Source organism: Verrucosispora sp. WMMD1129, from assembly GCF_029581255.1.
In the GTDB taxonomy this organism is placed as follows: Bacteria; Actinomycetota; Actinomycetes; order Mycobacteriales; family Micromonosporaceae; genus Micromonospora; species Micromonospora sediminimaris.
Genome location: NZ_CP120741.1, coordinates 5,863,361 through 5,876,956, shown reverse-complemented (window position 1 = coordinate 5,876,956; position 13,596 = coordinate 5,863,361). Strand labels below are relative to the sequence as shown.

13 protein-coding genes are annotated in these 13,596 nt (G+C 71.7%); 4 read left to right on the top strand and 9 right to left on the bottom strand.

Annotated features, from left to right (window positions below; all coding sequences use genetic code 11):
* Nucleotides 1-70: 70 nt before the first annotated feature.
* From O7624_RS27295 to O7624_RS27280, 4 genes are all read right to left on the bottom strand, one after another.
* Entirely contained in the window at nucleotides 71-2,608 is a 2,538-nt protein-coding gene (locus O7624_RS27295) for an ABC transporter permease (protein WP_282237838.1), read from the bottom strand.
* 3 nt (nucleotides 2,609-2,611) lie between these two features.
* A complete protein-coding gene (locus O7624_RS27290; RefSeq protein ID WP_164449663.1) occupies nucleotides 2,612-3,385 on the bottom strand; it encodes an ABC transporter ATP-binding protein in 774 nt (257 codons plus the stop codon).
* A 130-nt stretch (nucleotides 3,386-3,515) separates the two neighbouring features.
* On the bottom strand, nucleotides 3,516-4,178 hold the full coding sequence (locus O7624_RS27285) for a response regulator transcription factor (protein WP_282237837.1): 663 nt from the start codon (nucleotides 4,176-4,178) through the stop codon (nucleotides 3,516-3,518).
* The gene (locus O7624_RS27280) at nucleotides 4,166-5,464 is read right to left on the bottom strand and encodes a sensor domain-containing protein (protein ID WP_282237836.1); all 1,299 of its coding nucleotides are present in this window, start codon (nucleotides 5,462-5,464) and stop codon (nucleotides 4,166-4,168) included. Before O7624_RS27280 ends, O7624_RS27285 begins: the two co-directional genes overlap by 13 nt.
* Nucleotides 5,465-5,633: 169 nt before the next feature.
* Between O7624_RS27280 and O7624_RS27275 the strand changes: the two genes are divergently transcribed.
* Together O7624_RS27275 and O7624_RS27270 are read left to right on the top strand one after the other, a co-directional pair.
* The gene (locus tag O7624_RS27275) at nucleotides 5,634-6,653 is read left to right on the top strand and encodes an NADP-dependent oxidoreductase (RefSeq protein ID WP_282237835.1); all 1,020 of its coding nucleotides are present in this window, start codon (nucleotides 5,634-5,636) and stop codon (nucleotides 6,651-6,653) included.
* Between the two features lie 15 nt (nucleotides 6,654-6,668).
* Nucleotides 6,669-7,127 carry a MerR family transcriptional regulator gene (locus O7624_RS27270; RefSeq protein ID WP_282237834.1) on the top strand — a complete coding sequence of 153 codons (459 nt, stop codon included), beginning with the start codon at nucleotides 6,669-6,671 and terminating at the stop codon, nucleotides 7,125-7,127.
* A 17-nt stretch (nucleotides 7,128-7,144) separates the two neighbouring features.
* Here the strand turns inward: O7624_RS27270 and O7624_RS27265 are convergent, their stop codons facing one another.
* Genes O7624_RS27265 through O7624_RS27245 form a run of 5 tightly spaced genes read right to left on the bottom strand, consistent with a single transcriptional unit; the run spans nucleotide 7,145 to nucleotide 11,217 of the window.
* On the bottom strand, nucleotides 7,145-7,720 hold the full coding sequence (locus O7624_RS27265) for a hypothetical protein (RefSeq protein WP_282237833.1): 576 nt from the start codon (nucleotides 7,718-7,720) through the stop codon (nucleotides 7,145-7,147).
* A complete protein-coding gene (locus O7624_RS27260) occupies nucleotides 7,717-9,057 on the bottom strand; it encodes a hypothetical protein (protein ID WP_282237832.1) in 1,341 nt (446 codons plus the stop codon). The genes O7624_RS27265 and O7624_RS27260 overlap by 4 nt, the downstream gene beginning before the upstream one ends.
* Nucleotides 9,054-9,860 (bottom strand): ABC transporter ATP-binding protein, encoded by an 807-nt coding sequence (locus O7624_RS27255; protein ID WP_282237831.1) that lies wholly within the window; start codon nucleotides 9,858-9,860, stop codon nucleotides 9,054-9,056. The genes O7624_RS27260 and O7624_RS27255 overlap by 4 nt, the downstream gene beginning before the upstream one ends.
* A 14-nt stretch (nucleotides 9,861-9,874) precedes the next feature.
* Nucleotides 9,875-10,681, bottom strand: a complete 807-nt coding sequence (locus O7624_RS27250) for a zf-HC2 domain-containing protein (protein WP_282237830.1) — start codon at nucleotides 10,679-10,681, stop codon at nucleotides 9,875-9,877.
* Complete coding sequence (locus tag O7624_RS27245; protein ID WP_282237829.1) at nucleotides 10,678-11,217, bottom strand: RNA polymerase sigma factor; 540 nt, start codon at nucleotides 11,215-11,217, stop codon at nucleotides 10,678-10,680. The genes O7624_RS27250 and O7624_RS27245 overlap by 4 nt, the downstream gene beginning before the upstream one ends.
* A 228-nt stretch (nucleotides 11,218-11,445) precedes the next feature.
* Here O7624_RS27245 and O7624_RS27240 point away from each other — a divergent pair, with 228 nt between their 5' ends.
* Nucleotides 11,446-12,411, top strand: a complete 966-nt coding sequence (locus O7624_RS27240) for an AraC family transcriptional regulator (protein WP_282237828.1) — start codon at nucleotides 11,446-11,448, stop codon at nucleotides 12,409-12,411.
* Nucleotides 12,408-13,157 (top strand): SDR family NAD(P)-dependent oxidoreductase, encoded by a 750-nt coding sequence (locus O7624_RS27235; RefSeq protein WP_282237827.1) that lies wholly within the window; start codon nucleotides 12,408-12,410, stop codon nucleotides 13,155-13,157. The genes O7624_RS27240 and O7624_RS27235 overlap by 4 nt, the downstream gene beginning before the upstream one ends.
* The last annotated feature ends 439 nt before the right edge of the window (nucleotides 13,158-13,596 follow it).

The window sequence follows — 13,596 nt, the reverse complement described above, 5'->3', positions numbered from 1 at the left end:
CGGGCGCCCTGTGCGCCGATCCACGGAGCCGACGACGATTCGTCGAAGCCTGCGGTGGACTGGCTGACGGTCACTCCTTGACGCCGATGCTGTTGACCGGCGGGATCCGCAGGAGTGCGCTGATGGGAGCGATGGTGGTGACCAGCGCGAGCAGCGTGGTACCGCCGATGATCGAGACCCAGCCGAGCGGCGGGACGTAGGGGATCAGCTGTCCGGTCATCATCCGGACCACCGAGACCAACGTGACGGCGGCGATGGCACCACCGATGAGCAGCGACGTGCCGAGCAGGCCGACCTGTTCGGCGTGCACCATCCGCTTGACCTGACGGGTCGTGACACCGACCAGGCGCAGTAGGGCCAGTTCACGGCCCCGGGTCAGCGCGGCCATGATCATGGTGTTGGCGGCAGCGAGGGCGGCGTAGCCGACCATGACGCCGATGACCAGCTTGTTCATCCAGGCGCTGAGCGCCAGGTCGGTGGCGAGCTGGGCGCCGACGGCCCCGGTGTCGACCAGGCCGCTGCCCGGGTACCGCTCGACCAGGCCGGCAAGCCCGGCGACGGCCTCGGCGTCGCCCGGTGCGGTGCGGATCAGAACCTCGTCGTCGAGGTTGGTCGGGGCGTGGCCGTCGACCGTCTCCCGGTTGAGGGTCACGTCCCCGAAGGCGAGCCCGCGTTCGTAGATGGCGACCAGCCGCAGCGTCACCGGGGTACCGTCGCCGAGCCAGATCTCGACCTGGTCGCCGAGTTCCGCCCCCTGGGTGGAAGCCTGCAGGTTCGACAGCGCCACGGTGTCGCCACGCAGGTCGGCGAGGCTGCCCTCGGTGACCGACAGGTCCATGGTCTGGTCGGCCCCGTCCGGGTCGATCGCCTGGGCACCGACAGGTTCGACGCCCCCCATCACCGGCACGATCACCGAGGTACGCCGGATCGGTGTGGCGGCGACGACGCCGGGCAGCTCGCGGGCGTCCGCTGCGGCGCTCGCCGGCAGCCCGACCGCCGACACCAGCGAGTGCTGGGCCAGCAGCCCGTCGCGGGTCTGGGCGACGGCCTCCCGGTCCAGGTTGTCCTGCAGGAACCAGATCGAGCCGCCGAAGCCGACCGACAGCACCAGCGCGGTCAGCACGGTCGCCATACCCTGCGCGTTCGCCCGCAGGTTGGCCGCCGCCAGGTATCCACTGTCGCCCCACACAGCGCGCAGCACCGGGCCGAGTACCTGTGCGGCGTACCGGTTGATCCACGGCGCGAGCAGTGCGGCGGCGAGGACGAAGACGAACAGCATGCCCAGCGCCGCGCCGAGTCCGGCCTGGCCACGGAGGGCGGTGGTGAACATGGTCAACGTGACGCCGCCGCCGAGTGCGATCAGACCGGCGAAGAGCCGGAGGAGACTGCTGCGGGCCGGCTCCACGGCGATCTCACCGAGCGCCTCGGTCGGCCGGATCCGCAGCGTGCGACGGGCCGCGATCAGCGCCGCCGAGACCGCCACCAGCACGGTCGCCACGCTGACCGCCACCGCGGTGAGCACCCCGCCGTCGAACGGGAAGCCGTGGGGGATGAAGCCGCGGTCCATGAGCTGTCGGTGCACCCAGTCGGTCGCCCACAGGCCGGCGGGGATGCCGATCGCCGCCGCGACGATGGCCAGCTGCGCGACCTCGGCGACGACCAGCAGCCGTACCTGTCCCGGGGTCGCCGCGACAGCGCGCAACAGGGCCAGGTCGCGGCGGCGGTGGCGGACCGCCAGGCCGATCGTTCCGGCGACGACGAACAGGACGAGCCCGGCGACGTAGCCACCGAGTACCGAACCGAGTTGGATCAGCATGTCGGCCGCCATGAGCGCCTCGGACTGTTCGACTCCGGCCCGTTCGGTGCCCGTGTAGACCGTCGCGCCGGAGTCGGCGGCCAGCCGGTCGACCTCGGCCGTCACGGCCGCCGAGTCCGCGCCGGCGGCCAGGACGATCCCGATCAGTCCGGCCCGGTCCGGGCTGCCACTGAGCGCCGCGGCGTGTTCGTCGGTGAAGAACAGCGCGGACGGGGTGTCACCGGCGGCGGTACGGTCCACGATGCCGCTGATCCGGTACTGGTTGACCGAGCCGGCGGCGAGGACCGTGATCTGGTCGCCGGGCCGCAGCTGGGCGCCGGCTGCCGAGGCGAGCCGGCCGTCGATGGCGACTTCCTCGGTGGTGTCCGGCTGGTTGCCGTCGACGATCCGGTACGGGGTGAGCGCGGCGCTGCTCCAACCGTGCGCGACCGCCCCCTGTGCGGAGTCGTCGATCGGCACGACCGCCTGGATCGAACGGTCGGCGGCGGCGACCGCCACGCCGGGCAGCTGCCCGATGCGTTCGGCGAGGGTGACCGGCACGCTTCCGCCGGTGGGCAGGTCCACGGTGACCGCGGACGTCTCCCCGAACTCGGTGGTCTCGATGGTCATGTCGCGATCCGCGACCAGGATGTCGGCGGCGCCGTACCGCTGGGGTGCGGGGGTGAACCGCATCCCGGACTCGACCATCACGCCCATCGACATGAGGATGATGACGCCGCAGGTGAGCGCGACGAGGGTGGCGACCGCGCTGCCGATGCGGTGGCGCAGCATCCGGAGGGCGAGCATCAGCATGGCTCAGCTCTCCTGGGTGACGAGCTGGCGGCGACCGAGCCACGCCAACTGCTCGGCGATCTGCTCCGCACCCGGCTGGGGCATGTCCCGCACGATCCGACCGTCGGCCAGGACCATCACCCGGTCGGCGTACGAGGCCGCCACCGGATCGTGGGTCACCATGATCACCGTCTGCTGCGCGTCGTCGACCACCGACCGCAGCAGGGCCAGCACGTCGGCGGCGGTCTGGGTGTCCAGCGCGCCGGTCGGCTCGTCACAGAAGATCACCTCGGGACGCATCGCGAGCGCCCGGGCGATCGCCACCCGCTGCTGCTGCCCGCCGGACAACTCGGCCGGGCGGTGGTGCAACCGGTCGCCGAGCCCGACCCGCTCGACCACCTGGCGCAGCCAGGCGGCGTCCGGGCGTACCCCGGACAGCCGCAGCGGCAGGTGGATGTTCTCCTCGACGGTCAGCGCGCCGATCAGGTTGAACGCCTGGAAGACGAAGCCGATCCGGCTGCGCCGCAGCTTGGTCAGCTTCGTCTCCGACAGCCGCGACAGATCCTGGCCGCCGATCCACACCTGCCCGGAGGAGGGCCGGTCCAGGCCGGCTGCGGTCTGCAGCAGGGTGCTCTTGCCGGAACCGGACGGCCCCATCACCGCCGTGAACGTGCCGCGGTGGAACTCCGCGTCGACGCCGGCGAGCGCGGTGACGGCCTGCGGTCCGGAACCATACGTACGGGCGAGCTGTATCACGCGGACCGCCGGGTCGGCGGGGCGTCCAACGCGGACGGACATCTGGACCAACCTCTCCATGTCGTCAGAGGACGATGACATGGAGAACGCTATGGTCAGATGGGTTGCCGGACGATCTAGCGTGCTGGCCAACCGGGGTACAGCAGGCTGTACCAATCGCGCGTCGCCGGCTTCACCAACTGCGGCGCTGGGCGTCCTCGAGGTAGCGCAGCACCGCCGTCACCCGCCGGTCGGCGCGGTCGTCCGGGGCGAGACCGAGCTTGGCGAAGATGCTGCGGATGTGCTTGTGCACGGCCCCGTCGGTGACGAACAGCCGTTGCGCGATCGCCCCGTTGCCGAGCCCTTCAGCCATCAGGGCAAGCACGTCGCGTTCCCGGGCGCTGAGCCGGCTCAGGGTGCTGTCGGGACGACTGCGGGCGAACAACTGGCCGACCACCTCCGGGTCGATCGCCGTACCGCCTTCGGCGACCCGGTGCAGTGCGGTGAGGAACTCCTCGACCCGGCCGACCCGCTCCTTCAGCAGGTAGCCGAGCCGGACCGCGCCGCCGGCGAGCAGGTCGGTGGCGAATGCCTGCTCGACGTACGCCGACAGGACCAGCACCGCGAGGTCGGGTCGACGACGCCGGGCCTCGACGGCGGCCACGATGCCCTCGTCGGTGTGGGTGGGCGGCATCCGGACGTCGACGATCGCGACGTCCGGCCGGAACTCGTCGACGGCGGCCAGGAAGGTCGTCGGTGAGTCGGTGGTGGCGACCACGTCGAGCCCCTCGGCCCGCAGCAACAGCGACAGACCTTCCCGCAGCAGGGCGTCGTCCTCGGCGATCACGATCCGCATGGCAGCTCCACGAGTAGGGTCGTCGGCCCACCGGGTGGGCTGGTCAGAGTGAACCGGCCGTCGTGGCCCTGCACCCGCCGCCGGATGCCGCCGATGCCCGAGCCGTGGCCCTCGTCGGCACCGCCCCGGCCGTCGTCGACGACCGACACGTACAGCCGGTCGATACTGCGCCGCACGGTGACCGCCGCCGAGGCGGCACCACTGTGCCGGGCGACGTTTGTCAACGCCTCCGCGACCACGAAATACGCCGTCGCCTCGACCGACGCGGCGCATCGGCCCGGGACGTCGACCTCCACCGTGCACGGCACCCCGCAGCCGGCGGCCAGTCCGTCGAGCGCGGCGGCGAGCCCACGGTCGTCGAGCACCGGGGGCAGAATCCCGCGTACGACGCTGCGCAGCTCCGCGAGGGCCAGTTCGGCCGAGTCGTGCGCGCGGTCCAGGATCTCCACCGCCCGCGCCGGATCCCGGAGCATCGCCCGCCGCGCGGCACCCAGCAGCACGGTGACCGCGACCAGCCGGTTCTGCGCCCCGTCGTGCAGGGACCGCTCGATGCGCCGCAGCTCGACGGCGTGCGCGTCCAGCGCAGCCGCCCGGGTGGCGGTCAGCTCGGCGATCCGCAGCGACATGTCGACGTCGCGCGGGGGTGCCAGCAACCGTCGCCCCGGCAGCGCCTGCAGCCCGGCCAGCGGCGGGTTGAGCGCCACGGTCGCGGCGAGCCAGCCGACCCCGATCAGCCCCACCAGCAGCGCGTCGGGGAGCCCGTCGATCCGCCAGTCGATGAAACCCGGGCCGCCCGCCTCCGGCGGCAGCACCCAGTAGTAGAGCGGGAAGAGCAGGTTCTGCACGGCGGAGATCGGCAGCGACAGCCCGAGCACACCCAGCCCGAACCCGACGGTGCCGTGGATGCCCACGAACGCGCACTCACGCCGAAACCACGGATCGCGCAGGACGTCGCGCAGGCTGGTGGGGACCGCCGGCGGCAGGGGCAGATCGCGGTCCCATCGCGACAGCCGGGCCCGCTCCCGGTTGGCGGCGAGCCGGACCGCCTTCGCCACCGACGGGACCATCGCCAGGCCGACGCCGACCACGCTGGCGAGCGCCACCAGGACCAGGAGCAGTACGGCCGCCAGCGCCAGGATCGACGTGCCGAGGCCGCCGACGAGGTGTTCGACGGCGTCGACAGACATTCGTAGGCGGCGACGCAGGTGTCGCCGCGCCGCCCGCCAGAGCTGCGGGCCCAGTCGTCCCACAGCGGCCGAAGCGCCAGCGGCGTCCCTGCGCGGCATCCCGTACCTCCCGGCAGAGACCATAGCGACGCAAGGTCGGCTCCGGCGTGCCGCGGCCCAGAAAGTACAGCCTGCTGTACCAGTCATGTGGGTGTGCCCTTGAGACTTGCAGCTGACGCATGGGTCAGGGTTTACGGTCGCGCTCCACCGACCGAGCAAGGAGCGTCACGTGCCTTCACTGCCTTCCACCCATCGTCAGGTTCAGTTGCTCACGACTCCGGACGGCCTGCCGCGCCCGGAAGACTTCACCCTCGTTGAGGTCCCGGTGCCACCCCGCTCGTCCGGCGAGGTTCTGGTCCGCAACCGTGCCTTCCTGGTCTCCGCGGCCCTGCTCCGGACCCTCATCGGCGCGGCCGCGGCGGGACTGCCCGGTCCGCGACCAGGCGATCCGCTGCCCGGCGCCGCGATCGGCGAGGTCGTCGCCGCCCCTGACTCCAGCGGCCTGCGTCCGGGCGAGTTGGTCGGGCACGACCTCGGCTGGCGCGAGTACGCGGTCGTCCCGGTCGATCAGTGCCGTCGGCTCGGAGACTCGCTACCGGATCCGCTGGCTCACCTGTCGCAGGGCTGGACCGCGTACGCGGCGCTGACCCGCACCGCCGCCGTTCGTGCCGGCGACACGGTGCTCATCACCGGCGCCGCCGGTGCCGTCGGTTCCCTCGCCGGCCAGATCGCCCGTCGTCTCGGCGCGGCCAGAGTCATCGGTACCACCGGCTCACCGGCGAAGGCCCGCCTCCTGACCACCGAACTCGGCTACGATGCGGTCGTCGTACGCGGAGCGGAACCGATCACCACGCAACTCGCCGCCGCCGCCCCCGACGGCATCGACGTGGCGCTCGACACCGTCGGCGGCGAACAACTTCAGGCTGCGGTGCAAGCCGCCCGGCCCCACGCCCGCATCGTGCTGATCGGCGCGTTGTCGGCGCAACTCGCCGCCGAGGGCGCTGGCACGACCGCACCGCTGGAACTGGACCTCGCGCCCATCGTGCTCAAGCGAATCAGCATGCGCGGGTTCAACGCCGCCGACCACCCCGACGCGCTCGCCGAATGGACGCAGCGGTTCGGCGACTGGCTACAGGCTGGCAGCATCCGGTTTCCGCATACCCGCATCCATGGAATCGACCGCGCCGCCCGAGCGTTCCAGGAGGTCGTCGAGGGACGGCATGTCGGCGCCGTCCTCGTAGCGCTCTGACACTCGGGAGGCACGATGCGTATCGGTGACGCCGCAGCGGCAGCGGGAACCACACCGCGGGCGTTACGCTTCTACGAACAGCGGGGACTGCTGGCGCCACCGATACGCACCCGCACCGGGCAACGGACCTACAGCAATGCCGACGTGGGCCGAGTGAAGATCATCCGCGAGTTGCTGTCGCTCGGCCTGACCGTCGACGACATCGCCACGCTCAGCGCCCATCTTCATCTGCTCGACGGCGACACTCTGCCCGAACACACCGTGCCCGACCACATCCGGCTGCCACAGGCGAGCGAAATGTTCCGCCGCCGGCTGGAGATCATCGACGAGCACATCGCCCGACTGACCCGACTGCGGCAACTGCTGTCCGTCTGCCACGCTCAGTTGGCCGAGAAAGCGCCGCCCGCGACGGCAGACACCCTCGGTCGGAACAGTGACGGCCGTGCTCCGGGTCGGGCCGGGGCGATTCGGTGATCCGCCGGGACGGGTGCTCACCGGCGGCCCCCGAGAACGGCGTGGGTGACCACGCCGACGACGGCGATGGTCGCGGCGCAGGCAGCGGCCGAGGCGGTGGCGGCCGGCTGCAGCATCCAGGTCAGGATCTCCTGATACAGGTGCCCGCTCGCCGGCCCGGACAGGATCACCACGAGTGTCCACCCGACCGGGAGAAGCCAGGCCCACTGCGCACCCCAGACTGCACCGACGGCGAGGAGCCCACCGAGCCCGGTGGTGTTCCTGATCATCAGCGCCGCCGTCGCCAGCGGTTCACCGGTCAGCGCCGGCACCGCGGCGATGAGCGTCGCGGTGGCCATCACCGCCAGGATGTGCGCGGCGCGGCGCGGCGGCCACGGCAGGGACGCCGTCCGCTCCAACGCGGGATCGGCGCCGGCGAGCCCGGGACCGAACGCGACGACGGCGACGAGCGTCGACAACAACGCGACCGCGAGCCTGAGTCGCGGCTCCTCGGCCGTCTGGCCCAGCCCCCACAACACGAGTACGCCGGCCGCCGCCGCCCCGGCGGCGGCCGGGACGCCCCGGCACCGCAGGTACAACGTGAGCCATCTCATGGGTGGTCACCGACCAGAAGGTCGAGCAAATTCACCTCGGTGCAGGCAAGCGCCGCCCTCCGCAGCGCGGCCACGCGGTCCCGCTGCTCGGCCGCCGGGAACGCGCGAAGTGCCTGCCACGCCTGGCGTGCCGCGTCGCCGTCCGGGCCGTCCGGTGGCGCACTGTCGGCCAGCCAGGCGGCCGCGGCCAGCCGCGCGACGCGGTTCGCCCGGGCCGCGTCGGGTTTTCCGATGGTGTACGCACACGGCCGGGTGCCCGCCCCGTCGAGGAGACGCCACCGCAACTCGTCGGGGGTTCCCTTCACGCCACCCCAGGGCGCGAGCTCGAGTTCCACGAGCAGCACATCGCCCGGTCGCGGTGTCGGCTGGTTCTCGTACCAGGATTCAGGTGTTTCGTGGACCGAGGTCGGTGCCTGCGGGAGCTTCGCCGACATCGTCGCGAGCGCCTGCCGCGCCGGATCCCGCAGCTCCGCCAGAGCGCTGGCGTGAACCCGGGTGACACACACCTCGGGCCCCGGTCCGGCGGTGCAGACCAGCGCGACCGCCGCCGCATCGGGCACCGGCAGCCGCTGCCGGCCGTCGGGAAGTACCGCCAGGGCCACCACGGCCGCCACCACGGCGGGCAGGGCCGCCACCATCCGGGCGGTCCGGGTGGCGCAGAGGAAGCCGGCGAGCGCGCTCGCTGCCAGGCCGACCAGCCAGACAGTGTGGGCGACGCTGACTCTGCCCAGCACCGTCACGAAGTCGCCCCAGAACCCGAACGGTGACGGCGTCAGCAGATGAACGATCTTCGGCACGTGGGCGTACCCCCGGTCGGTGATGGCGACGAGCGCCACGGTGGCGCCGACGATGGCGGTGACGGGTGGGGTCAGGCGGAACGGGGCGAGTGCCCCGACGGTCATGCCCAGCCAGACGCCGGACACCATCCACAGCACACCGACACCGGCTATCACGATGGACTGCCCCGGCAGATAGCTCGCATACGCCGCGACCTGGACCGCGCCGCCGAGATACATCAGGACGTAGCCGGCGGCCCCGGCGAGCGCCATCGCCGTGGCTGCCGGCAGCACCCGCTGCCACCGCGGACGGGCGGTCGCCGCGACCAGTTCCTCGGTGCGGCAGCGGCGGTCGCGGCCGGCCTGCCACGCGCCCAGGCCCAGCGCCATGGGCCAGAGGATGAACAGAAACTCCCGCTGCCAGAGCGCCAGCAGCATCCAGCGTCCCCCCCAACCGTCCAGCGCGACGTAGAGCAGGGCGGCGCCGACCAGCGCGGCGCCCAGGGCCGTCCAGGGCGCCACCGACCGATGGATCTCGATGCGCAGGATCCGGCCGGTCATGCGGTGTGCTCCCCCGCCGCGCGGTGCCGGCGCAACAGCTCGGTGTACCCGCGTTCGGCCGAACTGTCGCCCACCCCCTCGCGGCCCAGCTCCACCAGATCCGCCGGACCACCGTGGAACACCAGCCGACCGGCATCCATCAGCACCACGTTCGTGCAGGCAGCGACCACGTCCTCCACCAGGTGGGTGGAGACGACGACACAGGTGTGCTCGCCCAGCTCGCGCAGCAGCGAGCGGAAGGCCAGCCGCTGCTCGGGATCGAGACCTACCGTGGGCTCGTCCAGCAGCAGGATCTCCGGATCGTTGACGATCGCCTGCGCGATGCCGGCTCGCCGTACCATCCCACCGGACAGCGTCTTCAGACGTGAGTCGCCACGCTCGGCCAGGCCCACACGTTCCAACGCACGCTGCACCGCGTCCGGGATGTCGTGCGCCGGCACCTCCTTCAGCCAGGCAAGGTATTCGACGAACTCCCGCACCGTGAACCGGCCGTAGAACCCGAACTCCTGCGGAAGGTAGCCGATCGACCGGCGCAACGTCCGCAGGTCGGATCGTGCGTGCACGGGGTGACCGAGTAGTTCGAGCACGCCGCCGGCCGGGCGCGACACGGTCGCGAGCGCCCGCATCAGCGTCGTCTTGCCGGCTCCGTTGGGCCCGAGCAGCCCGTGCACGCCGTTGCCCATCGAGAGGTCGAGGCCATCGACGGCCAGGCGTCTGCCCGCTCGCACCCGAAGCTCCACCGCCCGGATCGCCCACGCGTATGTCGTCGGCGCCAGGAGGGCGGCACTGATCCCTTTCCTCATTCCGTACCTTCTTCTCATCGGAGCTCCGCGTAACCACTGCGACGAGGCAGGAGGACGAGAGCCACCATCACGGTCAGCGCCGCCCAGCCCGGCAGGGCGGCCTCGGTCAGCAGTACCGGCAGCCGGGCGGTGACGATGCTCGGCCCGACGACCACCGTGGCCCAGAGCAACGCCAGGCCCCACGCCGCCCTCGGCAGACCGACCACCTTGCCGAGCGCCAGCGCACCCGCCGTGAACGCCAGGCAGGGCATCAACCAGCGCGCCGGGGATGCGCCGACCATCCAACCGGCCACCGTCAGCACCGGGATCACCACCACGAGCACGACCAGGGTTCGTCGCAGCACCATCCCGAGGCCGGCCCGGGCGGTCGCGACGACCAGTTCGTGGGCCGGATCGAGCCGCCCGGTCCAGGCGGTGGCGACCCCGAGGAGCGGCGCGACCGGCGCCAGGAGCACCACCAGCGACGGCGGTGCCACGCCCCGGCCGGCGACCGCCAGGTCGAACCCGAGTGCGACCAGCACCACCAGCACCGTCGTCACGAGCCAGGGAACGAGCACCGGCGTCACCCACCGGGCGGACCGCGCAGGCATCCACCGGCGCCGGACAGTCGCCGGCTCGGCGGCGGACATCGCAGCTTCCACCTTCACCCAGACGGTGGCCAGCAGCGCCATCGAATCACCGTCGCTGGCGTCCGCCAGCCGACTCCGACAGTCGGCACACTGCTCCAGGTGCGTCTCCATCGCCCACAGGACGTCCGCTGCGATGCCCGGATCACCGGCGGCATAGCGGCCCAATGCCCGGACCGGGATGTGTGCGTTCACGACAACGCCTCCCGCAGTGCCAGTCGCGCACGACGGGCGCGAGTCTTCACGGTTCCCTCCGGAAGGCCGAGCATGAGCGCGGTCTCCCGGACCGAAAGTCCGTCCAACACCAGAGCGTGCAGCACCTGGCGCAGCTCCGGTGCCAGCCGGCGCAGCGCATCACCCATGTCGTCGCCGATCGCGCTGGCCAACACCACGTCCTCCGCCGCCGGCGAGTCCTCCAGGGCCAGCGGCAGCGGTACCGCCTGGGATTCCCTCGCGCGTCGCCGAAATCCGTCGACGAGCCGCCGCGCGGCGATCGACCACAGCCAGCCGACCGCGCTACCGGCACTCATACCCGCGTAGGAGTCGGCGGCCCGCCACACCGCGAGATACGTCTCCTGGATGACATCAGCGATCAGGTCGTCGTCCGCGCAGCGGCGGCGGAGACGAAAGAGCAACCACGGAGACGTCCGGCGGTACAGTTCGTCGAACGCCGCGCCGTCGCCACGCGCGATCCGCCGCAGCAACTCCCCTTCGTCTTGCCTCACGTCCATACAGACGCCGACCACCAAGATCAGGTTCTCGTCGCCGATGATTCCACAACTCGGCTGCTGGTAAGCCAGGCGGCGTGCCGGCGGCCCGATCTTTGCGGTCTGTGGATTCGCAGTCGAGGCCCCCCGGGGGGACCTTCGCGTTGCAGGGCTGGCGTCATTGTTCAAGACGTCCGGTCGCTGCCGGCATAGCCTTCCCCGAAACAGTTTGGGAGATGGGACGAGGAGCCGGTGGACGAGTTCGCGAGCGCGGTCCTGATCGCAGCGGTGCGGCGCGCGCTCGCCGAGGAGGCGATCGCGGTCCCGGCGTACCCGTCGGGTGGTGCGCTGATGCCGCTCGATGCCAAACGCCGGCTCCTGGCCGGCGTAGCGCAGGCCCACGGACTGCTGCCACTGCTGCGCGTGGGCCTGTTCCTGCCGCGGCTGCCGCCGGATCCGGCCCTGTTGGCGCTCGCGGCAGCCAGGACCCCCGACGACCTCTTCGCGCGGTGGGGCCGGCTGGAGCGTTTCACCCACTCGCGCCACCGGGTCGTGGTGCGCGAGGCGGGCCCGTCCCACCTCGTCGCCGAGCACGTCGGGCCGCCCGGAGCGCCGCCCGAGCCCGCCGAGGACGCGCTGATCCTCGGCGTGCTGACTGCGTTGCTGGCGGCGATCGGTGCGCGCGGGGTAACGGTCGCGCTCGATTCACGCCCGGTGCTGGTCGTGTACGCCGACGGGGTCTTCACGGCCCCACCGCCCGGTCACGCCACCGCGGTCTGGCACTTGGCATGGTCGTCGCTTGCGCCGACGGCAAGGGCGGATCGGCCGCTCACCGGAACCGACGTGGCAGCCCGGGCCCGGCGTCTGCTCGCCGGCAACCTCGCCCACCGCTGGACGTTGGGTACCCTGGCCGCCGAGCTGGGCATGGCGCCACGCAGCCTGCAACGCCGGCTGCAGGCCGAGGGCGGCTTCGCCGTGCTGCTCGCCGCCGCGCGCGCCGAGGCCGCCGCCGACCTCTTGATGAACGCCGGACACTCGCTCGGCGTGGTCGGTTTCGCCTGTGGCTACGCCGACCAACCGCACTTCACCCGCGAGTTCCGACGCCGGACCGCCATGACGCCCGCAGCGTACCGGACGGCCTTCGCCCGCCCGACCTCCCAGCCTCACCTCGGCAACCGGGACCACCAATTGGCGCGAGTAAAGGAGGCGGGGCGATGAACCTCGCAGGCAGAACGATCCTTGTCACAGGCGGCGCCAGGGGCATCGGCCGAGAGCTCACTCGGCAACTGGTCGAACGTGGAGCACAGGTGGTGGCTGTCGGACGCGACTACGGCCAGCTCGCCGCGCTGGAGGCCGAGCACCGCGGCCGCGTCCACCCCTGGACGGTCGACCTGGCAAATCCCGACGCGGTCGATGCCTTCATCGGCGAGGTCACCGACCGACACCCCGCTCTCTCGGTGGTGATCAACAATGCCGGCGTGCAGACACTCACCGACTTCCTCGGCGCCGACCCGCATTCCCTGCGGCCGGCCGTGCGTCGCGAGGTCGCCGTCAATCTCGACGCCGTCATTGCGCTGTCCACCGGCCTTTTGCCACACCTGCGCCGGCAGCCCTCCGCAGCGATCGTGAACGTCTCCACCGGGCTGGCACTGGCACCCAAACAATCGGCACCGGTGTACTGCGCGACCAAGGCGGGTGTGCGCACCTTCACCCGTGCGCTTCGCTACCAGTGCCAGGACGCAGCCCCGAACGTACGGGTGATCGATGCAGTCATGGCCCTCGTCGACACCGATATGACGCACGGGCGTGGCCGCGGCAAGATCAGCGCCAGTCAGGCGGCGGCTGCGGTCCTCGACGGCATGCGCCGCGGCGGCGACGAGATCTACGTCGGTAGGACCAAGCTGCTACGCACGATCATGCGGCTCTCACCCACGCTCGGCTACCGCGTCCTACGCAACGGCTGACCGGCCGCCGGACCCGCTGGGCGACCGGCCAGCCCATCGCCTCCCCCGCTGGCGAGCCCTGCAACGCCCTACCGCTGACCGCCCCGACCAGTCCTTGCCGGCTGCCGGTAAGGCGTCACGGGTGGGCTTGATCCTCGCTTTCATGAGACGCCTCATCCGCTGCAGATCGTCCTAGGACGTCAGCGTCTCAAGGCTCCATGGCGCGCGTCGAACGTTCGGTGTCGATCGTGGCGAGTCTCGCGCGTACCTTGGCTGCCCGTTGCTCCAGCCGGGTTGCACATGCGGGCCGTGCGCGGTGGAGGCGGTTCGCGCCGCCGTGCTGCCCGTGTCTTCTCGGCTCGACGGGCGGCTGCCCACAATCCTGCAACAAACCTGCACATCGCTGGGCTTGCCATGCCGGCAAGCGCTTTCCTAGCCTGGCATTACATCGATGTTTAGC

Excerpts from the sequence above, each read along its gene's own strand:
- O7624_RS27295 (WP_282237838.1), bottom strand. The coding sequence starts at position 2,608 with ATGCTGATGCTCGCCCTCCGGATGCTGCGCCACCGCATCGGCAGCGCG.
- O7624_RS27290 (WP_164449663.1), bottom strand. The coding sequence starts at position 3,385 with ATGTCCGTCCGCGTTGGACGCCCCGCCGACCCGGCGGTCCGCGTGATA.
- O7624_RS27285 (WP_282237837.1), bottom strand. The coding sequence starts at position 4,178 with ATGCGGATCGTGATCGCCGAGGACGACGCCCTGCTGCGGGAAGGTCTG.
- O7624_RS27280 (WP_282237836.1), bottom strand. The coding sequence starts at position 5,464 with ATGCCGCGCAGGGACGCCGCTGGCGCTTCGGCCGCTGTGGGACGACTG.
- O7624_RS27270 (WP_282237834.1), top strand. The coding sequence starts at position 6,669 with ATGCGTATCGGTGACGCCGCAGCGGCAGCGGGAACCACACCGCGGGCG.
- O7624_RS27265 (WP_282237833.1), bottom strand. The coding sequence starts at position 7,720 with ATGAGATGGCTCACGTTGTACCTGCGGTGCCGGGGCGTCCCGGCCGCC.
- O7624_RS27260 (WP_282237832.1), bottom strand. The coding sequence starts at position 9,057 with ATGACCGGCCGGATCCTGCGCATCGAGATCCATCGGTCGGTGGCGCCC.
- O7624_RS27255 (WP_282237831.1), bottom strand. The coding sequence starts at position 9,860 with ATGAGGAAAGGGATCAGTGCCGCCCTCCTGGCGCCGACGACATACGCG.
- O7624_RS27245 (WP_282237829.1), bottom strand. The coding sequence starts at position 11,217 with ATGGACGTGAGGCAAGACGAAGGGGAGTTGCTGCGGCGGATCGCGCGT.
- O7624_RS27235 (WP_282237827.1), top strand. The coding sequence starts at position 12,408 with ATGAACCTCGCAGGCAGAACGATCCTTGTCACAGGCGGCGCCAGGGGC.